The following is a 22,491-nucleotide window of genomic DNA, read 5'->3' on the forward strand; positions in this document are numbered from 1 at the left end:
TCATGACGACGTCAGCAGAGGACCGGACCCTGATCCTGCTGCGGCATGCGGACCCGGAGCCGGGCCGCGCCGGCCAGGACGATCGCGAGCGGCCGCTCTCCGACCTCGGTCGGGACCAGGCCCAGGACCTCGGCCGGTGGCTGCGCGAGCAGGGGCTGGGGTGCGACGAGGTCATGTGCTCGCCCTCCCTGCGGACCCGCGAGACGATGCAGGAGCTCGCGGCCGCGGGATGCCCCGAGGCGGAGGTGCAGATCGAGCACCGGCTCTACAACGGCGATGCCGACGACGTGCTGTCGGTGATCCGCGGCTCGACCAACGACGCGAGCGTGCTGCTCGTCATCGGGCACGCTCCCGGTCTGCCAGCGGCGGCCAGCCTGCTCGCCGACGGCGAGGGCAGCGAGGAGGCGCACGACCGGCTCAGCGACGGGTTCCCGCCCGGCGCGGCGGCGGTCCTGCGATTCTCCGGGCACTGGGAGGACCTCGCCTTCGGCGCGGCGGCCCTCGACGACTTCCGCACCCCCTGACCGACGCTTCGTGGTGGCCGACGTCCATGGGGAGCGCTCCCCATGGACGCCGTCGTGACCGGGCGCAATACTGCGCGTGGCGGCCACAGGGGACGCCACATCACTCGGGGAGTCACCACATGAAGTCACTCATCACCCGCGCCGCAGTGCTCGGCGCCTCCGTCATGACCGCCGCCACGCTCGCCACGCCCGCCCAGGCCGCGCCCACCGCCGAGACCACGGCGACCCGCAGCTACTACGGCGCCATCGCCATCAACTCCCGTACGCTCGCCGTCGGGCTCATGAACGACTCGTCGACCCGCTCGGGTGCCGAGCGGCTCGCGCTCACCCGCTGCAAGAACTACAGCTACTCGTCCTACTGCAAGAACGTCGTGTGGGTGCGCAACGGCTGCGCCGCCGTCGCCGTCAAGTACGACAGCAAGGGCCGCCCGGTGCGCTACGCCAGCGCCTACGGCTCGTCGAAGTGGCCCACGATCCGCCTCGCGCAGAAGCGCGCCAAGGGCTACTCGACGAGCGGCACGGTCAAGACCCGCGCCTGGCTGTGCACCACGCGCTACTACTGATCGGCCGCGCTCCGCACGCAGGGCCGCCCCGGCACCACGCCGGGGCGGCCCTGCGCCGTCCCGTCAGCGGGCGAGCGTCGTCGCAGCGGCCAGACCGCCGAGCTTGTGCGGGTTGCGCACGATGTAGACGGCGCTCACCCGCCCTTCGGTGAGGGCGAAGGTCGCCACGGCCTCGAGCTCCCCGTCGATCTCGAGACGAAGGGAGGGGGAGCCGTTGACCTCCACCGCCTGGGCCCGCGTCGCGGAGACGTAGACACCGCGGAGGAAGCGCAGCACCTTGTCGACCCCGAGGATCGGTCGCAGCGCGGCCTGCTTGACCCCACCACCGTCGGTGAGCAGGACGACGTCGGGAGCGAGCACGTCGACGAGCGACTGCAGGTCGTCGCCGGCCACGGCGGCGAGGAAGCGCTCGACGACCGCCGCCTGCTCGTCGGCGGTCACCTCCTGTCGTGGGCGACACGCGGCGACGTGCTGCCGGGCGCGGTGGGCGGTCTGGCGCACGGCATCGGTGCTCTTGCCGACCGCCGTCGCGATCTCGTCGTAGGGCAGGTCGAAGACCTCGCGCAGGACGAAGACCGCCCGCTCGATCGGGGCGAGGGTCTCGAGGACGAGGAGCATCGCCGTCGACACGCTCTCGGCGAGCTCGACGTCCTCGGCGACGTCGCGGGTGGTGAGCAGGGGCTCGGGCAGCCACGGCCCGACGTAGTCCTCGCGCCGCCGGCTGGCCGAGCGCAGGTGGTTGAGCGCGAGGCGGGTGGTGATCCGCACGAGATAGGCCCGGGGGTCGTGGACCTCGTCGGTCACCCGCGACCAGCGCAGCCACACCTCCTGCAGCACGTCCTCGGCGTCGGCGGCGGAGCCGAGCATCTCGTAGGCGACGGTGAAGAGCAGGTTGCGGTGGGTGACCCAGGCGTCGGTGGCGCGGTCCGTGCTCACCCGATCACCGTCCCACGTCGCCGGAGGTGGGTGCGAGCGGCAGCTCGCAGACGTCGGAGTAGCCCTGGCTGGCCAGTCCGGCGGCGGCGTTGAATCGGGAGCGCTCGTTCTCCACCGCCACCATCATCGTCAGCTCGACGAGGGCCGCGGTGCCGAGCTGCTCGCGCAGGCTGTCCGACATCTCGTCGGTGACCTGCGGCGGGGTCGCGGTCATCGCCTCGGCATAGCCCATGACCTCGCGCTCGAGCGGGGTGAAGACCGCCGACTCGCGCCAGCGCGGCACCTCGCGCACCTTGTCGAGGTCGAGCCCGTCCTCGTGGGCCGTGTAGTAGCCGAAGTCGAGGCACCACGAGCAGCCGATCGTCGCCGCGGTGGCCATGACGGCGAAGGCCTTGAGGTGGGGGTCGAGCGCGTCCCACCGGGCGACCTTGCGCTCGAAGCCGAAGACGCTCCACGCCACCTTGCGGTCGTGCGCCAGGACGTAGGCGTTGTCGGGCACCTCGCCGTAGAGACGTCGGCAGATGGCCACGACCACACGGCCGAAGGGGGAGGACATGTCGTTGCGGGGGATGCGGAAGGAGCTGGGCACGGTGGTTTCCCTTCGTCGGTGCGGGCCCCGGTCGGGCCGCTCGTCATGGAGACACCGCCCGCCCCGCCCGTGTGACAGGAGGCCGTCGCTCAGACCGGCAGGGCGAGGCGGCGGAAGGTCGCGGTCACCTCCATGCCAACGTGCTCGTAGAGCCCGAGCGCGCCGGTGCGCGAGTCGGTCGACAGGCCGGACCGGGGCAAGCCGCGCCGGCGCCCCTCGGCGAAGGAGTCGGCGAGCAGGGCGCGGGCCAGGCCCAGGCCCCGACGGTCGGCGCGCACGGCGAGCTCGTCGACCCAGAGCATGCCGTCGCTGCTGCCGATGACCATCGCGACGCCGACGACGACACCGTCGGGGTCACGGACGACCCGGCAGTGCCACGGCGCCGCCTCGTCGCCGTCGAGGAAGTCGGCGGCCCACTGCTCGTAGGTCGTCGGCTGCCGTCCCGGCCACTCGCCGAAGGCGTCCTCGATGACCCGGTGGACCGTGGTCATCTCGTCGGGCCGCCCCTCGCCGAGGTCGTGGCCGTGGGGGAGCGGTTGGGGCTCCAGCCGACGCTCGGCGGGCAGCTCGAGCACCCACGCGTCGAAGTCCGGGTGCGCCCCGGCAGCGACGAGGAAGGCCTCGGCCGCGCTGCCGACCGGCACCGTCTGGGCGACCTCGCGCTCGCCGAGGGCAGCGGCGGTCGTCCGCGCCCAGCGGTGCAGCGCGGTGCCGATTCCTCGACCGCGCAGGCGGGCCGGGACGACGGCGTCGAGCCGACCGTGCCTGCCGACGACGACATAGGCCACGAGGTCGTCACCGTCGACGAGGCCGAGGCTGCGTCGCCCGAGGTCGGCGTCCGGCGCCCGCCACGAGCGCTGCACGTCGACGAGCTCGGTCATCGGCTCCGGCAGGGACTCCGCCTCGTCCGCACGGGCGAGGGCGACGACCGCCTCCGCGTCGTCCGGCCGGAGCGGCCGGGGGTGCAGGTCGATCCCACGGGGGAGCGCGAAGGAGGTGCCGGTGGTCATGGGAGCCAGCGTCCTCCCTTCGTCCTGCTGTCGTCACCCGAGTTTGCGTGGGGACCGCGCAGCCAACTCTGCAAAACCCTAGGGTTTTGCAGAGTTGGGGTGTCCCCATGGGTTGCGTCAGGCGCCTGTGGCTGGGTGGTCCCAACAGCCGCGTCCCACATGGTGGGCGCGGTTGTCTCATTCATTGACACGGTGGCCGCGGCGGGAGAGAGTGTCCGCATGGCCCTCCTCCTCGTACTTCCCCGGCGCGCTGCCTGAGCGACGACCCGTTCGTCGACGCAGCGCGCGCCCTTCACGTCCGGACCAGGACTGAGGGGCTTTTTCATGCCGGGAGAAGATGTGAGGAGCAGGACGGATGGCACGGCAAACCGAAGGACACACGGTGACTGACACGACCAGCAGCGCCCCGACCCCGGCAGCGCTGGCGCGCCGGGCGGAGGCCCGACCGACCCCAGAGCAGGTGACCGGAGCGCAGAGCCTCGTCCTCGCGCTCGAGAGCGTCGGTGCCGAGGTCGTCTTCGGGATCCCCGGCGGGGCGATCCTGCCCGCCTACGACCCGCTCATGGACTCGGTCAAGGTCCGCCACATCCTCGTGCGCCACGAGCAGGGCGCCGGCCACGCGGCCGAGGGCTATGCCTCCGCGACCGGCAAGGTCGGCGTGTGCATGGCGACCTCCGGCCCGGGCGCCACCAACCTCGTCACGGCCATTGCCGACGCCCACATGGACTCGGTCCCGATGGTCGCGATCACGGGGCAGGTCGCCTCGAGCTCGATCGGCACCGACGCCTTCCAGGAGGCGGACATCCGCGGCATCACCATGCCGATCACCAAGCACAACTACCTCGTCACCGACGCCGCGGAGATCCCGCGGGTCATCGCCGAGGCCTTCCACATCGCGAGCACCGGCCGACCCGGCCCCGTCCTCGTCGACATCTCGAAGGACGCGCTGCAGGCCACCACCACCTTTGCGTGGCCGCCGCAGATCGCCCTGCCGGGCTACCACCCGGTGACGCGTCCGCACGCCAAGCAGATCCGTGAGGCCGTGCGCCTCATGGCCGGCTCCCGCCAGCCGATCCTCTACGTCGGTGGCGGGGTCATCCGCGCCGGTGCCGATGCCGAGCTGCGTCGCCTGGCCGAGCTCACCGGCATCCCGGTCGTCACGACCCTCATGGCGCGTGGGGCCTTCCCCGACGGCCACCCGCTGCACCTGGGCATGCCCGGCATGCACGGCTCGGTCGCCGCGGTGACCGGGCTGCAGCGCAGCGACCTGATCATCGCCGTCGGCGCGCGCTTCGACGACCGGGTCACCGGGCAGCTGTCGTCCTTCGCGCCGGGGGCCAAGGTCATCCACGCCGACATCGACCCGGCCGAGATCTCGAAGAACCGCGTCGCGGACGTCCCGATCGTGGGCGACGCCAAGGCGATCATCAGCGAGCTCATCGCCGCGGTCGAGGCGGGCGAAGGCGAGGGCGCCGGCATCGGTCCTGACCTCTACCGCGAATGGTCGGCGACGACGACGCGGTGGTCGCAGGACTACCCGGTCGGCTACACCTCGCACGGCGAGGGCGCCCTCATGCCGCAGCAGGTCATCGAGCGGCTCGGCGAGATCGCCGGCCCCGAGGCCGTCTACGCCGCGGGCGTGGGCCAGCACCAGATGTGGGCCGCGCAGTTCATCGGCTACCAGCGCCCGAAGTCGTGGCTCAACTCCGGTGGTGCCGGGACCATGGGCTACTCGGTGCCCGCGGCCATGGGCGCCAAGGTCGGCGAGCCCGACCGGGTCGTGTGGGCCATCGACGGCGACGGCTGCTTCCAGATGACCAACCAGGAGCTCGCCACCTGCGTCATCAACGACATCCCGATCAAGGTCGCGATCATCAACAACTCGAGCCTGGGCATGGTGCGCCAGTGGCAGTCGCTCTTCTACAACGAGCGCTACTCCAACACCGACCTGCACACCTCGGTCGGCAGCCGGATTCCCGACTTCGTCAAGCTCGCCGAGGCCTACGGCTGCGTCGGCCTGCGCTGCGAGCGCCCCGAGGACCTCGACGCGACGATCGAGCAGGCGATGGCGATCAACGACCGCCCGGTCGTCATCGACTTCGTCGTCGAGCGCGACGCCATGGTCTGGCCGATGGTTCCGGCCGGCGTGAGCAACGACGCCATCCAGATCGCCCGTGACGCCGCGCCCGTGTGGGACCGCGAGGAGTCCGAGGCCATCGAGCAGTCCACCGACGCCGACCACGACGGCAAGTGAGGTAGCGACCCGTGAGCACGAAGCACACCCTCTCCGTCCTCGTCGAGAACAAGCCCGGCGTCCTCGCCCGGATCTCGGCCCTTTTTTCCCGCCGCGGGTTCAACATCGACTCCCTCGCCGTCGGCCCGACCGAGCACCCCGAGGTCTCCCGGATGACCGTCGTCGTCGACGTCGACCAGCTCCCGCTCGAGCAGGTGACCAAGCAGCTCAACAAGCTCGTCGAGGTGCTCAAGGTCGTCGAGCTCGACCCGCTCGCCTCCGTGACGAGCCAGATCGTCCTGGTCAAGGTGCGCGCCGAGGCGAGCAACCGCAGCGGGATCCTGGAGACCGCGCAGATGTTCAAGGCGAAGATCGTCGACACGACGACCGACGCGATGACCCTGCAGGTCTACGGCAACTCCGACAAGATCGCCGCGATGCTCGAGATCCTCGAGCCCTACGGCATCAAGGAGCTCGTCCAGTCGGGTGTCGTGGCCATCGGCCGCGGCCCCCGCTCCATCACCGACCGCTCCCGACACTGACCCCCTTCGTCCCTCGTCCGACGTGGCGGGAGACGATGACGACCACCCCACGACTGCACCACCACGACACCAGGAGAATCACCATGGCCGCCGAACTGATCTACGACGACGACGCCGACCTGTCCATCATCCAGGGCCGCAAGGTTGCCGTCATCGGCTACGGCTCGCAGGGCCACGCCCACGCGCTCAACCTGCGCGACAGCGGCGTCGACGTGCGCGTCGGCCTCAAGGAGGGCAGCAAGAGCCGCGCCAAGGCCGAGGCCGAGGGGCTGAAGGTCCTCACGCCGCGAGAGGCCGCCGCCGAGGCCGACGTCATCGTCATCCTCGCGCCCGACCAGGTGCAGCGTCACCTCTACGCCGACGACATCGCGCCGGAGCTCAAGGAGGGCGACGTCCTCGTCTTCGGCCACGGCTTCAACGTGCGCTTCGGCTACATCCAGGCGCCCGAGGGCGTCGACGTCATCCTCGTCGCGCCCAAGGCACCGGGTCACACCGTCCGCCGTGAGTACGTCGACGGCCGCGGCATCCCGGACATCATCGCCGTCGAGCAGGACGCCTCCGGCACGGCCTGGGACATCGCCGCCTCCTACGCCAAGGGCATCGGCGGCACCCGCGCCGGCGTCATCAAGACGACGTTCACCGAGGAGACCGAGACCGACCTCTTCGGTGAGCAGGCCGTCCTCTGCGGTGGCATGTCGCACCTCGTCCAGGCGGGCTTCGAGACGCTGACCGAGGCCGGCTACCAGCCGGAGATCGCCTACTTCGAGGTCCTCCACGAGCTCAAGCTCATCGTCGACCTCATGTGGGAGGGCGGCATCGCCAAGCAGCGCTGGTCGATCTCCGACACCGCCGAGTACGGCGACTACGTCTCCGGCCCGCGGGTCGTCGACGCCAAGGTCAAGGAGTCGATGAAGGGCATCCTCGCCGACATCCAGGACGGGTCCTTCGCCAAGCGCTTCATCGAGGACCAGGACAAGGGCGCCGTCGAGTTCCAGCAGCTGCGCGAGCAGGAGGCCGGTCACCCGATCGAGGCCACCGGCAAGGCGCTGCGCTCGCACTTCGCGTGGCAGTCCGGCGACGACGACTACACCGAGGGCTCGGCCGCTCGCTGATCCTCCACGCTCCCTGAGGTGCGAGGCCGTCCACGGCCGAGCCTCGAAGGGACGGCGACCCGAGATGTCCCGCCCGCACACCCCGCGGCGGGTCCCCGACGGGGGCGCCCACCGGCTCACCAGCCGGGGCGCCCCCCTTCGTCATGCCGGGACGTGGCGAATGCCGGGCCTCCTGCGCACGGTCAGCCGGCGAGGTGACCCCACGTCGGGGCGAGGTCGGCCCACGGGCCGCTGGCGGCGGCCCGGCCGCCGACGAGGACGACGACCCGGTCGGCCTGCTCGAGCGCCGCGCGCTTCGAGGTCGCACCGATGACGGTGGCGCCACGCTCGCGCAGACCCCGCCACAGGGCGATCTCGGTCGTCGCGTCGAGCGCGGAGGACACGTCGTCGGCGAGGAGCAGCTCGGCCTCGGTGGCGAGCGCCCGCGCCAGGGCGAGGCGCTGGACCTGCCCACCGGACAGGCGCACACCACGGTGACCGACGACCGAGTCGGGGCCACCGGCCGCGGCGACGTCCTCGCTCAGCCGCGCGAGGGCGACCGGCTCGTCGAAGGGGCGCTCGTGCCCGAGCCGCACGTTGTCGACGAAGGTGCCGGACAGCACCCGCGGCACCTGCGCGACGTGGGCCACCCGGCCCGGGCGCAGGGTGCGCTGCGCGTTGGTGACGGGAGAGCCGTTCCACAGCAGCTGACCACGGTGGTCGACGAGACCGGCGAGGGCCGCGAGCAGGCTCGACTTGCCGGAGCCGACCTGGCCGACGAGCAGCACGAGCTGACCGCGCTCGATGCTCAGGTCGATGTCGCTCGCACCCACCGTGCCGTCGTCGTGCACGACGCTGACATCGCGCAGCTCGAGGCGCCGTAGCGGCTCGCGCTCGCCGGCGACCGGCGTGGGGGCGGTGCCCTCGACGAGGTCGACGCCCTCGGGCAGGTCCATGAGGTCGACACCGCCGGCGAAGCGCGCGGTCTCGACCTGCCAGGCCCGCGTGCCGGGGGCCTCGGTGACGACCATGCTCGCGACGCGGCCGAACCAGTCGAAGCCCATGACCGCGCCCGAGACGAGGATCGCGGTGCCCAGCCCCCAGCCGCCGGAGACGTGGATCCACCACGTCGCGACGACGCCGCACTGGACCATGACGAGCGGGACGGCGTCGAGCACGGCCTGCACCCGGTGCTCGCGCACGGCCGCGTCGACCCGGCCACCGTCGACCTGCCGCAGGTGACGGCGGACGAAGGGGGTCGCCGCGGCGAGCTTGATGGTGCGCACCGACTCGAGGGTGGAGACGACCGCGCGGCCGAAGCGTGCGCGGGCCGCCGACGCCGCGGCGGCGGAACGCCCGGCGATCGGCCGACCGAAGGTCGCGGCGACCGCCGAGGTCACCATGACGGCGAGCAGCACGGCGCCGGCGACCCACGTGCCCGCGAGCACCGCGGTCAGCGCGGCGATGACCATGCCGTTGATGAAGTCGACCCACCGGTCGGCGTAGCGCGCGTAGCGGTCGGCATCCATCGAGCGGGCGACGACCTCGCCCGGGGGCGTGCGCGGCAGGCGCTCGGTGCGGGTCTGGCCGACGAGCACCGCCATGCGGGTGCGCAGCATGACCTCGATCCACCAGCGCGGGTAGCGGAAGAAGGCCGATGCGGTGAGGAAGGGCACGACGAGCAGGCAGCCGACGAGCACACCGCCGAGCAGGGTCGGGGTGCGCCCGGCCTGCAGGTCCTCGACGACCGTGCCCCAGACGAGCCCGGTGACCGCACCCTGCGCGCCGAGCACCGACATGAGCAGGAAGCACAGCGCGCCCGCGATGCCCCACGTCGGCTTCACCGACAGCGCGTGCGCGATGCCGCGGGCGAGCGTCGGCCCGGAGCCGACCTCGGGCAGGTCCGGGGGAGTGGTCGTGCGGCGGCGCCCGCCGACCGGGTCGAGGTCGGCGTGGTCGACGTCGGGGCCGGACGAAGGGGGGCGCTCGCCCTGCGCGGACGCCGACGCGTCGACGTCGGCCTCGGCACGGCTGTCGAGCAGGAGCGTGCGGAAGGGGCCGTCCGCCTGGGCGAGCTCGGTGCGGCGCCCGTGCTGGATGACCCGACCGTGGTCGAGGACGACGACGTGCGGTGCCCGCTCGATGGTGTTGAGCCGGTGGGCGATGAGGATGCCGGTGCGCCCGACGAGCAGGCGGTCGGCGGCCGAGACGACCCGGCGCTCGGTGAGCGGGTCCATCCGGGCGGTCGCCTCGTCGAGGACGACGACGCGCACGTCGCGCACGAGCAGCCGGGCGAAGGCGACGAGCTGCTCCTCGCCGGAGGACAGGGTCGTGCCGCCGGGGCCGAGCAGGGTGTCGAGCCCCTCGGGCAGACCCTCGACCCACTCGCCGAGCCCGAGCTCGCGCACGGCGTCCTCGACGTCGGCGCGCGGGGTGTCGTCGAAGAGGGTGATGTTGTCGGCCAGGGTGCCGGCGATGATCTCGGTGCGCTGGGTGACGACGCCGACGTCGGTGCGCAGCAGCTGCAGGTCGATGTCACGCACGTCGACCCCGCCGACGAAGACGCTGCCGCGCGGCGGCTCGACCGCCCGCGAGATGAAGGAGGCGAGCGTCGACTTGCCCGAGCCGGTGCGCCCGACGAGGGCGACCGTCTCGCCCGCGGGCACGTCGAAGGTGACCTCGCGCAGCGCGAAGCTGCCCTCGGCGTAGGAGAAGTCGAGCCCACGCACCTCGACCGCGAGCTGGGCGCCGGCGGGGACGGGGGCACCCCCCTTCGGCTCCGGCTCGACGGCGAGCATCTGGCGCAGTCGGATCACCGCACCGAGCCCGGCCTGCAGGTCGGGCAGGTGGTGCGAGAGCTGGCTGATCAGGCCGACGAAGGTCGAGGTGACGATGAAGAGGGTGACCAGCTCGCCGACGGAGATCGCCTCGGTCACGGCGAGCGCGATGCCGGCCACGCCGATGCCCGCGAGCAGGGCGTGGAGGAGCAGGCCGGCGCGACGGGCGAGCCGGCTCTCGAGGACGACGACGTCGCAGAAGCGGGCGTGCACCCGGGCCGTGAGCGTCGCGAGGCGCTGGACCATGTGGGCCTGACCCAGGCTCGTGCGCAGGTCGTCACGCCCGGCGATGCCCTCCTCGAGAGCGCTCGCGTGATCGGTCCAGGCGGCCTCCTCGATGACCTTGCGCCGGGCGATCTCGCCGAGCAACGGGCGCACCGCGAGCCAGGTGAGCGCGGCGAGCAGCGGGAAGAGCAGCCACGCCGGCCACCACGTCACGCCGGCGACGATCCACATCGGCAGGACGGAGAAGGCGGTGCGGGCGAACATCCACACCTGCCACCGCATGAGGTTGCCGACCTCGTGGGTGTCGTCGTCGACGCGGTCGAGGATCTCGCCGGCCGCCTGCTCGGAGAGGGTCGCGACCGGCTGGGCGAGTGCGGCGTCGAGCAGGTCGTCGCGCAGGACGCCCTCGGCCCGGTCGGACAGGCCGACCCACACGACCTTGCCGATGTTGTCGACGAGGGCGCCACCGATGACGAGGACCGCGAGGAGCTGGACGAGGGAGGTCGACGGGGTCTCGGCGAGCCGGCCGACGACGACCGTGCCGAGGGTGAGCGAGATCGCGGCCAGGGCCGAGCACACCAGCGCCGCGGCGGCGGCGGGCGAGCGCATCCGGCGCCAGTCGACGGTGCGCTCCGGGGGCTGGGGCTCGGCGGTGGTCTGGGGCGTCGCGGCGGTCCGCTCGAGGGTCTGCGTCATGGCCTGTCAAGGCTATGTCCGCCCACCGACACCGCGCCTCCGATTTTTCGGCCCCGGTGCCCACGGTGTGGGCGTACCAACTCTGCAAGACCCTAGGGTTTTGCAGAGTTGGTGGCCCGGCGGCACCCTGCTGGGGGTCGGCTCCCACCCCGCGAGACGGCCGTCCAACGACTGGACCGGGGGTTCCGTCCACTCACCCGGCCCGCGTACCGTCGGACGATCGGCGCCACACCCGGCTCCACCCCCTTCGCACCCGCGGCACCCCCACCCACGTCGTGCCTGACCTGCACCACCGCACGACCACAGGAGCCGTCATGAGCGACGAGGCCAACGAGGCACGCCGCGCCCTCCAGGAGAGCCTGGACCGCCGCGACAGCGGCGAGTGAGCGCAGCCCGCAGCACCGGGCCGCCCCCGCACCCTCGAGGTGCGGGGGCGGTCTGCATGTGAGACGCGGTATCAACCTCCGGACCGGCGGCATACCGTGGATCCCATGCCGCAGCTTCGATCCCGCACGACGACCCACGGACGCAACATGGCCGGTGCCCGTGCCCTCTGGCGCGCCACCGGCATGGGCGAAGGGGACTTCGGCAAGCCGATCGTCGCGATCGCCAACTCCTTCACCCAGTTCGTCCCCGGGCACGTGCACCTCAAGGACATGGGCCAGCTCGTCGCCGGCGCCGTCGAGGAGGCCGGGGGAGTGGGCAAGGAGTTCAACACCATCGCCGTCGACGACGGCATCGCGATGGGCCACGACGGCATGCTCTACTCGCTGCCGAGCCGCGAGGTCATCGCCGACTCCATCGAGTACATGGTCAACGCGCACTGCGCCGACGCCCTCGTGTGCATCTCCAACTGCGACAAGATCACGCCCGGCATGCTCCTGGCCGCGCTGCGGCTGAACATCCCGACCGTCTTCGTCTCCGGCGGCCCGATGGAGGCCGGCAAGGCGATCATCGGCGACGACGGCGAGACCTACACCCGGCTCGACCTCGTCGACGCGATGGTCAAGGCCGTCGACGACAACGTCAGCGACGACGAGATCACCGCGATCGAGCAGTCCGCCTGCCCGACGTGCGGGTCCTGCTCGGGCATGTTCACCGCCAACTCGATGAACTGCCTCACCGAGGCCCTCGGGCTCTCCCTGCCCGGCAACGGCTCGACGCTCGCGACCGCCTCGGCCCGCCGCGACCTCTTCCTCGACGCCGGCAAGCTCGTCGTCGACCTGTGCCGCGACTACTACGACGGCGACGACGAGTCCGTGCTGCCGCGCTCGATCGCGACGAAGCCCGCCTTCGCCAATGCCATGCGCCTCGACATCGCCATGGGCGGCTCGACCAACACGATCCTCCACCTGCTCGCCGCGGCGCAGGAGGCCGAGGTCGACTTCGACCAGAGCGACATCGACGCCCTCTCGCGGGTCACCCCCTGCCTGGTCAAGGTAGCGCCCAACAGCGGTGACTACTACATGGAGGACGTCCACCGCGCCGGCGGCATCCCCGCGATCCTCGGCGAGCTGTACCGCGGCGGCATGCTCGACGCGAGCGTCCGGTCCGTGCACAGCCCCGACCTCGAGACCTGGCTCTCCGACTGGGACATCCGCAGCGGCGCCGCCACGAGCAAGGCCACCGAGCTCTTCCACGCCGCGCCGGGTGGGGTGCGCACGACCGAGGCCTTCTCCTCCACCAACCGGTGGGCGAGCCTCGACACCGACAGCGAGGACGGGTGCATCCGCTCCGTCGAGCACGCCTACACGAGCGAGGGGGGCCTGGCGGTCCTCCACGGCAACCTCGCGCCGGACGGTTGCATCGTCAAGACCGCCGGCGTGCCCGAGCACCAGTGGAACTTCTCCGGTCCCGCCCGCGTCGCCGAGTCGCAGGAGGCCGCGGTCGAGATGATCCTGTCCAAGCAGGTGCAGGAGGGCGAGGTCGTCGTCATCCGCTACGAGGGCCCCAAGGGCGGCCCCGGCATGCAGGAGATGCTCTACCCCACCTCCTACCTCAAGGGCACCGGCCTCGGCCCCAAGTGCGCCCTGATCACCGACGGCCGCTTCTCCGGTGGCTCGTCGGGTCTGTCGATCGGGCACGTCTCCCCGGAGGCTGCCTCCGGTGGCGCGATCGGCCTGGTCCGCGACGGTGACGTCATCGAGTTCGACATCCCCGGTCGCCGGGTCAACCTGCTCGTCGACGACGACGAGCTGCAGCGTCGCCGCACCGAGCAGGACGCGAAGGGGTGGGCACCCGCCGCCCCCCGGCCCCGCCAGGTGACCCCGGCCCTGAAGATCTTCGCGAAGTTCGCCCAGTCCGCCGACAAGGGCGCCGCCCGCAAGGTCGACTGACCACTCTTGCCCCTTGGGTCCGCAGGTGGGCCGGGACGTCGCCGGCCACCTGCCGCAGGACGAAGGGAGATGTCGGCGCACATCAAGCCGAAGTCGGGCACGACAACTGCCGCTCCTCCACGATCGAAGGACTTCGGCGGGCGCCGACATCTCCCTTCGTCCGGAGGCGCCACACCGGCAAGGAAGGACCACAGAGGCGGCGCCCACATGCCGGGACACGGATTTCACATGTCGGGACGCGCGCCTAGCCTGAGGCCATGAGCACCGACGCAGCGCAGACCAGCTTCGACATCGCCGTCATCGGGGGCGATGGGATCGGCCCCGAGGTGGTGGCCGAGGGGCTCAAGGTCCTCGGCGCCAGCGGTGTCGACCTGCGGACGACCGAGTACGACCTCGGCGCGGCCCGCTGGCACCGCACCGGCGAGACGCTGCCGGACTCGGTCGTCGAGGAGCTGCGCGGCCACGACGGCATCCTGCTCGGCGCCATCGGCGACCCGACCGTGCCCTCAGGCGTCCTCGAGCGGGGCGTGCTGCTCCCCCTTCGCTTTGCGCTCGACCACTACGTCAACCTGCGCCCGGCCAAGCTCTTCCCCGGCGTCACCAGCCCGCTCGCCGAGCACGTGACGAGCAAGGGACTCGACTTCGTCGTCGTCCGCGAGGGCACCGAGGGCCCCTATGTCGGCAACGGCGGCGCGCTGCGCGTCGGCACCCCGCACGAGGTCGCGACCGAGGTCAGCGTCAACACCCGCTTCGGCATCGAGCGCGTCGTGCGTGACGCCTTCGCCCGCGCCCAGGCCCGCCCGCGCAAGCACCTGACCCTCGTCCACAAGCACAACGTGCTCACCCACGCCGGCCACCTGTGGCGCCGCACCGTCGAGGAGGTCGGCGCGGAGTTCCCCGATGTCGAGACCGCCTACCAGCACGTCGACGCGGCGACGATCTTCCTCGCCACCGACCCGGCACGCTTCGACGTCATCGTCACCGACAACCTCTTCGGCGACATCATCACCGACATCGCCGCGGCCGTCGCCGGCGGCATCGGTCTCGCCGCGAGCGGCAACATCAACCCCACCCGCGAGGCCCCGAGCATGTTCGAGCCGGTCCACGGGTCCGCCCCCGACATCGCCGGCCAGGGCAAGGCCGACCCGACCGCCGCGATCCTCTCCGCGGCGATGCTGCTGGACCACCTCGGCCTCGCCGACGACGCCCAGCGGATCGAGGCCGCCGTCGCCGGCGACCTCGCCGAGCGCGCGGGGGAGCGGTCCACGAGCCAGATCGGGGATGCCATCGCTGCCCGCGTATGACGTGTCCCACATGGTGGGACTACCCTGCGAGCAGACCCGCACCCCCGAGGAGACGTACCCCAGATGACCGCCGAGCTGACCTTCACGACCACCCGCAGCGACGCCCCCCTTCCTGACGCCGACCGCGAGGCCGTCCTGGCCAACCCCGGCTTCGGTTCGACCTTCACCGACCACATGGCCGTGGCCACGTGGACGAAGGGGGAGGGCTGGCACGACGGGCAGGTGCGGGCCTTCGGTCCGCTGCAGCTGAGCCCCGCCGCGGCCGTCCTGCACTACGCGCAGGAAGTCTTCGAGGGGATGAAGGCCTACCGCCACGAAGACGGCTCGGTGTGGACCTTCCGCCCCGACCGCAACGCGGCCCGCATGGCCCGCAGCTGCGAGCGGCTCGCGCTGCCCGTGCTGCCGGAGGAGGACTTCGTCGGGGCGATCCGCGCGCTCGTCCAGGCCGACGAGACGTGGGTCCCCGCCTACGGCACGGGGGAGACGAGCCTCTACCTGCGGCCCTTCATGTTCGCCTCCGAGGCATTCCTCGGGGTGCGCCCGGCCAACGAGGTGACCTTCTCGGTCATCGCCAGCCCCGCCGGCGCCTACTTCTCCGGCGGCCTCAAGCCGGTCAACCTCTGGGTCAGCCAGGACTACGCCCGCGCCGGCGAGGGCGGCACGGGCGACGCCAAGTGCGGTGGCAACTACGCCTCCTCGCTCGCCGGCCAGCTCGAGGGTCAGGCCCAGGGCTGCGACCAGGCCGTCTTCCTCGACTCCTCGACGCACACCTACATCGAAGAGCTCGGCGGGATGAACCTCTTCTTCGTCACCAAGGACGGCCGCCTGCGCACCCCCGCGCTCACCGGCTCGATCCTCGAGGGCGTCACCCGCGACTCGATCCTCGCGCTCGCGCCCGACCTCGGTCTGACGCCCGAGGAGTCGCGCATCGAGATCGACTGGTGGAAGGAGGGCGTCGCCTCCGGCGAGATCACCGAGATCTTCGCCTGCGGCACCGCCGCCGTCGTCACCCCGGTCGGCGAGCTGCGCTGGGCCGGCGGCTCGGCCCCGTCCACCGGTGGCGAGGGCGGTGGCGAGATGACCCGCACCATCCGCCAGAGCCTGCTCGACATCCAGTACGGCGTCGCCGAGGACACCCGCGGCTGGATGACCCGCCTCGTCTGAGCACCTCAGCACCGCACCGAGGTAGCCAGGTGACCCCTCGCCTCATCGCCACCGATCTCGACGGCACCCTCCTGCGCAGTGACGGGACCGTCTCCGCCCGCTCGGTCGACGCCCTTCGTGCCGTCGCCGACGCGGGTCTCGAGACGGTGCTCGTCACGGCCCGCCCGCCCCGTTGGCTCGACGAGCTCGCGCATGTCGTCGGCACGCGAGGGGTCGCCCTGTGCGGCAACGGCGCCTTCCGCTACGACGTCGCCGAGCGGCGGGTCTTCGGGGTGCGCTCGATCCCGCGCGAGGTCGTCACCGAGGTCGTGCGCGACCTGCGGGAGCAGCTGCCGGGCACCGGCTTCGCCGCCGAGAGGCACAGCGGGCTCGCCGCGGAGAGCATGTTCGCCGCGATCCACGACCACCCCGAGGAGCTCGTCACGACGCACGCCATCGAGCACCTCACCGACGCCGGCGTCGGCAAGCTCCTCGCCCGCAACCCTCACCTCGACGACGAGGAGTTCATCGTCGCGGTGACCGAGATCGTCGGCGACCGTGCGGTCGTCGCCTTCAGCGGCGCCGGTGGCCTGGCCGAGGTCTCGGCGAAGGGGGTCACCAAGGCCGCCGCACTCGCCGGCTGGTGCGCGGAGCTCGGGATCGACGCGGGGGAGGTGTGGGCCTTCGGCGACATGCCCAACGACCTGCCGATGCTCACCTGGGCGGGGCGCTCCTTCGCCGTGGCCAATGCCCACGACGACGTCCTCGCCGCCGCCACCGACCGCGCCCTGGCCAACGACGAGGACGGGGTCGCCCAGGTGCTCGAGGGGCTCCTGCGTCCATCCGGTCCCTGAGGGGCTCGCGGTTCCTGAGGAGGCGCGCCAGCGCCGTGTCGAAGGGCTGCGAGCGTCTCGCAGGGCGGACGCGGGATGACCGACTCGTGGGACGGTGCCATGGTGGTCGGGTGATGCCCCAGATGACGACCCGAGCTGCCACCGCAGCCGAGCTCATTATCTAGGCGCGACGAGCCACCTGCTCGTCGCGCGGACCTCCCACACCCGGGGGGTCTTTCGCTTTTCTCGGGCAGGGGACGAGACCAGCGGACGGGTCCGGAGCATCACCCCCGCCACGGACGGGCGCGACGAGCAGGTGTCACACTCCTCGAGGAGGCGAGCACGCCTCCCTTCGTCCGAAGCGAGAGATCCACATGCACGGCTTCCACGTCTACGACACGACGATGCGCGACGGCGCCCAGCAGGAGGGGATCAACCTCTCCGTCGGGGACAAGCTGACCATCGCCCGTCACCTCGACGAGCTGGGCGTGACCCACATCGAAGGGGGCTGGCCCGGGGCCAACCCCAACGACACCGAGTTCTTCCGCCGGGCCCGTACCGAGCTGGAGCTGCACTCCGCGACCCTCGCTGCCTTCGGCGCGACGCGCAAGGCCGGCGGCTCCGCCGCCACCGACCCGCAGGTGCAGGCGCTGCTCGACTCCGGCGCCGAGGTCATCACCCTCGTGGCGAAGATGCACCCCGGCCACGTCGAGCGCGCGCTGCGCACGACCCGCGAGGAAAACCTCGCGATGATCACCGACACCGTCGCCCACCTGCGCGCCCAGGGGCGCACGGTCATGGTCGACGGGGAGCACTTCTTCGACGGCTACCAGCTCGACCGCGACTACGCCCTCGCCTGCGTGCGCGCCGCCCACGAGGCCGGCGCCGAGGTCATCGCGCTGTGCGACACCAACGGCGGCATGCTGCCCGGGCAGGTGCGCGACGCCGTCGCCGACGTCATCGAGGCGACCGGTGCGCGGCTGGGTATCCACTGCCACAACGACACCGGGTGCGCCGTCGCCAACACGATGGCTGCCGTCGAGGCCGGCGCCGACCACGTCCAGGGCACGGTCAACGCCTACGGCGAGCGCACCGGCAATGCCGACCTCATCACCGTCGTCGCCAACCTCCAGCTCAAGCTCGGCATGGACCTTGTCGAGCCCTACCGGCTGCAGGACGCCACCCGGATCGCGCACGCGGTGAGCGAGGTGACCAACTTCCCGCACTTCTCCCGGCAGCCCTATGTCGGCTCGGGGGCCTTCGCGCACAAGGCCGGGCTGCACGCGAGCGCGATCAAGGTCGACCCCGACCTCTACCAGCACATCGAGCCCAAGGACGTCGGCAACGACATGCGCATGCTCGTCTCCGACATGGCCGGGCGGGCGACCGTGGAGCTCAAGAGCCGGGAGTTCGGCGTCGACCTCGCCGGCGACGACGCGGCCCTGACCCGCGTGCTGGCGAAGGTCAAGGAGCTCGAGCAGCGGGGCTACACCTTCGACGCGGCCGACGCGAGCTTCGAGCTCCTGCTGCGGCGCGAGCTGCAGGAGGAGGCGCTCGAGTACGCGCAGGTCGAGTCCTGGCGGATCATGATCGACGCCCGTGGTGGCGACGACGCCCTCTCGGAGGCGACGGTCAAGGCGGTCGCCGGCGGTCAGCGGCTCGTCGCGACGGGGGAGGGCAATGGTCCGGTCAACGCCCTTGACCAGGGCCTGCGGCAGGCCCTCGTCACCGTCTATCCCGAGGTCGAGCAGATCGAGCTCATCGACTACAAGGTGCGCATCCTCGACGCCGCCCACGGCACCGACGCGACGACCAGGGTGCTCATCGAGCACAGCGACGAGCACACGTCGTGGACGACGGTCGGCGTCGCGCCCAACATCGTCGAGGCCTCGTGGGAGGCGCTCGTCGACGGCATCACCTATGGCCTGATGCGCGCGGGTGTACCGGTGCGCTGACCGCGGGGTCACTGAGCAAGGGAAACTGCCCCTTCGCAAGAGTTTCAAACTCTTGCGAAGGGGCAGTTTCACGGGTCACCCGGAAATCGTTGGGCCGGTGGGGCCGGTGGGGCGGCGGGTCAGCCCGCCACGTGGCCGAAGCGGTGACGGGTGGTGCTCACCGCCTGCTCCCGGACGAAGGGGAGGACCTCACGTCGTCCCGTGGCCAGGACCTCGCCGGTGATGACGTCGACGCCTGCGGCGACGAGCTCGTCGACGAGCGTCGGGGTGACCGCACCGATCGCGCGGACGCGCGCGTCGGCACTGCGGGAGGCGCGGGCGACGAAGGCCGCGTCGTCCTCGCGCACGACCTGCACGTGCCCGATGCTGCTCGGCAGGTCGAGGCCCGGAGCCGCCGAGACGACGACGTGGGCGCCGGTGAGCGTCGCCGCGGCGACGAGGCGCAGCAGCTCGACGACCCGCGTGCCGTCGCCGGCGCGCACGAGCACCCGCGGGTGCGGGCGGTAGCGGAAGACATTGGACTCCACGACGAGGGCACTCTCGTCGTGCTCGACGCCGAGCTCGTCGTCCCACGCGGACGCGTCGCTGGCGAGTGCCGCGTCGAGCCAGGCCCGCTCGTCGTCGCTGACGGACGAGCCGAGGGTCGCGAGCTGGGCGTCGACGGTGCTGCGCACGGCGGAGGCGACGGGCGCCCCCTTCGTCGGCAGGCCGTTGCCCGTCCACGTGCCGAGCTGGGCGATGTAGTTGGGGCCGCCGGCCTTGGCGCCGGGGCCGATCGAGCTGGCCTTCCACCCGCCGAAGGACTGGCGGCGCACGATGGCGCCGGTGATGTGCCGGTTGACGTAGGCGTTGCCGACGGCGACCGCCTCGGTCCAGTGGGCGATCTCGCCCTCGTCGAGGCTGTGCAGGCCGCCGGTGAGGCCGAAGTCGGTGGCGTTCTGCAGCTCGATCGCCTCGTCGAGAGAGTCGGCGCGCATCAGCCCGAGGACCGGGCCGAAGACCTCGGTGAGGTGGAAGAAGGAGCCCGGGCGCACGCCGTCCTTGACGCCCGGCGACCACAGCCGGCCGGTGTCGTCGAGCTGGCGCGGCTCGACGAGCCAGGTCTCACCCGGCTCGAGCGTCGTGAGGGCACGACGCAGCTTGCCGGTCGGCGCCTCGATGACCGGACCCATGCGGGTGCCGAGGTCGGCGGGCCAGCCGACGGCGATCGACTCGACGGCGTCGACGAGCTGACGGCGGAAGCGCGGGCTGTCGGCGATGGAGCCGACGAGGATGCCGAGGGAGGCGGCCGAGCACTTCTGGCCCGCGTGACCGAAGGCCGAGCTGACGAGGTCGGCGACCGCGAGGTCGATGTCGGCGGAGGGGGTGATGACCAGGGCGTTCTTGCCGGAGGTCTCGCCGAGGACGCGGGCGCCGTGCTCGCGCCCGGCACGCCAGCCGGCGAAGAGCCGTGCGGTCTCGCTCGCGCCGGTGAGCACGACGGCGTCGACGTCCTCGTGCGCGACGAGGTGCTGGCCGACCTCGTCCTCGTCGGTGCGCACGACGTGCAGCACCTCGCGCGGGATGCCGGCGTCGTGCAGGGCGGCGACGGTGACCTCGACGCACACGGGCGTCTGCGGGGCGGGCTTGATGACGACCGAGGACCCGGCGGCCAGGGCCGCGAGGACGCCACCGATCGGGATGGCGACGGGGAAGTTCCACGGCGGTGTCACGAGCGTCAGGGCGAAGGGGATGAAGCTCGCCCCGTCGACCATGGCCCCGTCCTCGAGCTCGAGGGCCCGGTCGGCGTAGTAGCGGGCGAAGTCGACCGCCTCGGAGATCTCGGGGTCGGCCTCGGCGACGGTCTTGCCGGCCTCGGTGGCCATGACCGCGAGGATCTGCTCGCGCCGGGAGTCGATCTCGCGAGCGGCCTTGCGCAGCAGGTCCGCCCGCTCGGCGGCGGGGCGAGCCGCCCAGCCCGCGTGCGCGGTGCGCGCCGTGGCGACGACCTCGTCGACCGCGGCGGTGCTCGTCAGGTGCGGGGAGGTCGGCTCCGGCCGGGCCGCGGCGACGGCGCGGGCGGCCCACGCGCGGTGGCCGGGCAGGGCGGCGTCGGAGTCGGGCGTGTTGTCGAAGGTGTCACCGATCGGCGGGCGCTCGGCGGAGCGGCGCGGGCCGACAGGGGTGTCGCCGATGGCCTCGACGCTCGCCCGGAAGCGGGCCTCCTGGTCGGGGATCGCCGCGGCATCCTCGGAGAAGAAGGCGTGGATGTAGTTCTCCGGGGAGGCGCTCTCCTCGAGGCGGCGCACGAGGTAGGAGACGGCGGCGTCGAAGTCCTCGGGGGCGACGACCGGCGTGTAGAGGATGACCGTGCCGACCGCGTCGCGCACCGCGCGGGCCTGCGCCGGCGACATGCCCTGGAGCATCTCGATGTCGAGGCTGTCCTGCACCCCGCGGTCGGTCGCGAGCAGGTGCGCCGCGGCGACGTCGTAGAGGTTGTGCGAGGCGACACCGATGCGCAGCGCGCCGACGGCGTCGGGGCGCAGGGCGCGCTCGACGCAGCGCAGGTAGTTGGCGTCGACGTCGGCCTTGGTCGTGTAGGGCGCCTGCTCCCAGCCGTGCATGACGGCCTCGACGCGCTCCATCGCGAGGTTGGCGCCCTTGACGAGACGCACCTTGATCGGGGCGCCACCGGCGGCGCGACGGGCGACGGCGAAGTCGATGAGCCGCTCGAGGGCGGGCAGCGCGTCGGGCAGGTAGGCCTGCAGGACGATGCCGGCCTCTAGGTCGTGGAACTGCGGCTCGGAGAGCATCCGGGTGAAGACCTCGATGGTCATCTCGAGGTCGCGGTACTCCTCCATGTCGAGGTTGACGAAGGAGTGCGGGCTGGACGACTTCGCGGTCTCGTAGAGCGGGCGCAGCCGGGTCAGGCAGCGCTCGACGGTGCCCTCGGTGTCCCACGTGCTGATCTGGCTGACGAGCGAGGAGACCTTGATCGAGACGTAGTCGACGTCGGGGCGCTCGAGCAGCTCGCGGGTGCGCTCGGTGCGGCTGGCGGCCTCGCCCTCGCCGAGCACGGCCTCGCCGAGGAGGTTGATGTTGAGGCGGAACCCGTCCTCGAGGGCCTTCGCCAGGTGCTTGCCCAGACGCGGGTCGCGGGCGTCGACGAGCAGGTGGCCGACCATCTGCTTCATCCGGGCGCGGGCGGCGGGCACGACGACCTTCGGCGCGATCTTGGCAGCGCGGGCGCCGAGCCCGAGCAGACCGCGGTCGACCGGGCCGAGGAAGGAGGCCGAGTCGGACGCGGTGATCCGGCTGAGCGCGTTGGCAGCGACGCGGTCGTCCTCCGGCCGCGCGACGCGGTCGACGAAGAAGACCGCCATGTCGAGGCCGGCGTGGTCGGACAGGAGCGCGGCGAGCTGACCGGTCGACTGCGCCTCACGCTTCGTCTCGCCGGCGTGGGCGGCGGCGGCCCAGCGGTCCGCGAGACGCACCGCGTCCTCGACGAAGGGGGCGAAGGCGGCAGTGGCCGGGTCCGTCAGGGAGGGAGTCGTCGTCATGCTCTCGACGGTAGGCGCGCGACGTGGCGATGACCACAGCCAGATGTTTGCCCCAAGCCGTCCATCGACATACATCTGTCTGATCGGCACGGTCGGCGGGCCTGTGTGAGACGCGCCCTGTCTCCACCCCTTGGG

The 22,491-nt window shown here is 72.1% G+C and carries 15 protein-coding genes; 10 read left to right on the plus strand and 5 right to left on the minus strand.

Annotated features, from left to right (window positions below; genetic code table 11):
- The first annotated feature begins 2 nt into the window (after positions 1 to 2).
- Complete coding sequence (locus ACQBJO_RS05135; protein ID WP_255185686.1) at positions 3 to 524, plus strand: SixA phosphatase family protein; 522 nt, start codon at positions 3 to 5, stop codon at positions 522 to 524.
- Between the two features lie 119 nt (positions 525 to 643).
- The gene (locus ACQBJO_RS05140; RefSeq protein ID WP_255185687.1) at positions 644 to 1,087 is read left to right on the plus strand and encodes a DUF4189 domain-containing protein; all 444 of its coding nucleotides are present in this window, start codon (positions 644 to 646) and stop codon (positions 1,085 to 1,087) included.
- Positions 1,088 to 1,150: 63 nt separating this feature from the next.
- On the opposite strand, the gene ACQBJO_RS05145 is transcribed toward ACQBJO_RS05140, so the two are convergent.
- From ACQBJO_RS05145 to ACQBJO_RS05155, 3 genes are all read right to left on the minus strand, one after another.
- On the minus strand, positions 1,151 to 2,023 hold the full coding sequence (locus ACQBJO_RS05145) for an RNA polymerase sigma-70 factor (RefSeq protein ID WP_421006921.1): 873 nt from the start codon (positions 2,021 to 2,023) through the stop codon (positions 1,151 to 1,153).
- 4 nt (positions 2,024 to 2,027) lie between these two features.
- Positions 2,028 to 2,612 carry a carboxymuconolactone decarboxylase family protein gene (locus ACQBJO_RS05150; protein WP_421006920.1) on the minus strand — a complete coding sequence of 195 codons (585 nt, stop codon included), beginning with the start codon at positions 2,610 to 2,612 and terminating at the stop codon, positions 2,028 to 2,030.
- An 89-nt stretch (positions 2,613 to 2,701) separates the two neighbouring features.
- Complete coding sequence (locus ACQBJO_RS05155) at positions 2,702 to 3,622, minus strand: GNAT family N-acetyltransferase (protein WP_421006919.1); 921 nt, start codon at positions 3,620 to 3,622, stop codon at positions 2,702 to 2,704.
- 355 nt (positions 3,623 to 3,977) lie between these two features.
- Here ACQBJO_RS05155 and ACQBJO_RS05160 point away from each other — a divergent pair, with 355 nt between their 5' ends.
- The 3 genes from ACQBJO_RS05160 (at position 3,978) to ilvC (ending at position 7,509) form a co-directional block, all read left to right on the plus strand.
- Complete coding sequence (locus ACQBJO_RS05160) at positions 3,978 to 5,876, plus strand: acetolactate synthase large subunit (RefSeq protein ID WP_421006918.1); 1,899 nt, start codon at positions 3,978 to 3,980, stop codon at positions 5,874 to 5,876.
- 11 nt (positions 5,877 to 5,887) lie between these two features.
- Complete coding sequence (ilvN, locus tag ACQBJO_RS05165; protein ID WP_255185692.1) at positions 5,888 to 6,397, plus strand: acetolactate synthase small subunit; 510 nt, start codon at positions 5,888 to 5,890, stop codon at positions 6,395 to 6,397.
- 83 nt (positions 6,398 to 6,480) lie between these two features.
- A complete protein-coding gene (ilvC, locus tag ACQBJO_RS05170; RefSeq protein WP_255185693.1) occupies positions 6,481 to 7,509 on the plus strand; it encodes a ketol-acid reductoisomerase in 1,029 nt (342 codons plus the stop codon).
- A 182-nt stretch (positions 7,510 to 7,691) separates the two neighbouring features.
- On the opposite strand, the gene ACQBJO_RS05175 is transcribed toward ilvC, so the two are convergent.
- Complete coding sequence (locus ACQBJO_RS05175) at positions 7,692 to 11,246, minus strand: ATP-binding cassette domain-containing protein (RefSeq protein ID WP_421006917.1); 3,555 nt, start codon at positions 11,244 to 11,246, stop codon at positions 7,692 to 7,694.
- 491 nt (positions 11,247 to 11,737) lie between these two features.
- Between ACQBJO_RS05175 and ilvD the strand changes: the two genes are divergently transcribed.
- The 5 genes from ilvD to cimA all read left to right on the plus strand — a co-directional run bounded on the left by ilvD (position 11,738) and on the right by cimA (position 18,817).
- Entirely contained in the window at positions 11,738 to 13,582 is a 1,845-nt protein-coding gene (ilvD, locus tag ACQBJO_RS05180) for a dihydroxy-acid dehydratase (protein ID WP_421006916.1), read from the plus strand.
- A gap of 257 nt (positions 13,583 to 13,839) precedes the next feature.
- Entirely contained in the window at positions 13,840 to 14,886 is a 1,047-nt protein-coding gene (locus ACQBJO_RS05185; protein WP_421006915.1) for a 3-isopropylmalate dehydrogenase, read from the plus strand.
- A 63-nt stretch (positions 14,887 to 14,949) separates the two neighbouring features.
- A complete protein-coding gene (locus ACQBJO_RS05190) occupies positions 14,950 to 16,050 on the plus strand; it encodes a branched-chain amino acid aminotransferase (RefSeq protein ID WP_421006914.1) in 1,101 nt (366 codons plus the stop codon).
- A 29-nt stretch (positions 16,051 to 16,079) separates the two neighbouring features.
- Entirely contained in the window at positions 16,080 to 16,883 is an 804-nt protein-coding gene (locus ACQBJO_RS05195) for an HAD family hydrolase (protein WP_421006913.1), read from the plus strand.
- A gap of 353 nt (positions 16,884 to 17,236) precedes the next feature.
- Complete coding sequence (cimA, locus tag ACQBJO_RS05200; protein WP_421006912.1) at positions 17,237 to 18,817, plus strand: citramalate synthase; 1,581 nt, start codon at positions 17,237 to 17,239, stop codon at positions 18,815 to 18,817.
- Between the two features lie 119 nt (positions 18,818 to 18,936).
- Here cimA and ACQBJO_RS05205 read toward each other — a convergent pair whose 3' ends face one another.
- A complete protein-coding gene (locus ACQBJO_RS05205; RefSeq protein ID WP_421006911.1) occupies positions 18,937 to 22,356 on the minus strand; it encodes a proline dehydrogenase family protein in 3,420 nt (1,139 codons plus the stop codon).
- Positions 22,357 to 22,491 lie beyond the last annotated feature (135 nt).

The organism is Janibacter zhangyanbonis (assembly GCF_050507325.1).
Lineage (GTDB): Bacteria > Actinomycetota > Actinomycetes > Actinomycetales > Dermatophilaceae > Janibacter.

Excerpts from the sequence above, each read along its gene's own strand:
- ACQBJO_RS05135 (WP_255185686.1), top strand. The coding sequence starts at position 3 with ATGACGACGTCAGCAGAGGACCGGACCCTGATCCTGCTGCGGCATGCG.
- ACQBJO_RS05140 (WP_255185687.1), top strand. The coding sequence starts at position 644 with ATGAAGTCACTCATCACCCGCGCCGCAGTGCTCGGCGCCTCCGTCATG.
- ACQBJO_RS05155 (WP_421006919.1), bottom strand. The coding sequence starts at position 3,622 with ATGACCACCGGCACCTCCTTCGCGCTCCCCCGTGGGATCGACCTGCAC.
- ACQBJO_RS05160 (WP_421006918.1), top strand. The coding sequence starts at position 3,978 with ATGGCACGGCAAACCGAAGGACACACGGTGACTGACACGACCAGCAGC.
- ilvC (WP_255185693.1), top strand. The coding sequence starts at position 6,481 with ATGGCCGCCGAACTGATCTACGACGACGACGCCGACCTGTCCATCATC.
- ACQBJO_RS05175 (WP_421006917.1), bottom strand. The coding sequence starts at position 11,246 with ATGACGCAGACCCTCGAGCGGACCGCCGCGACGCCCCAGACCACCGCC.
- ilvD (WP_421006916.1), top strand. The coding sequence starts at position 11,738 with ATGCCGCAGCTTCGATCCCGCACGACGACCCACGGACGCAACATGGCC.
- ACQBJO_RS05185 (WP_421006915.1), top strand. The coding sequence starts at position 13,840 with ATGAGCACCGACGCAGCGCAGACCAGCTTCGACATCGCCGTCATCGGG.
- ACQBJO_RS05190 (WP_421006914.1), top strand. The coding sequence starts at position 14,950 with ATGACCGCCGAGCTGACCTTCACGACCACCCGCAGCGACGCCCCCCTT.
- cimA (WP_421006912.1), top strand. The coding sequence starts at position 17,237 with ATGCACGGCTTCCACGTCTACGACACGACGATGCGCGACGGCGCCCAG.
- ACQBJO_RS05205 (WP_421006911.1), bottom strand. The coding sequence starts at position 22,356 with ATGACGACGACTCCCTCCCTGACGGACCCGGCCACTGCCGCCTTCGCC.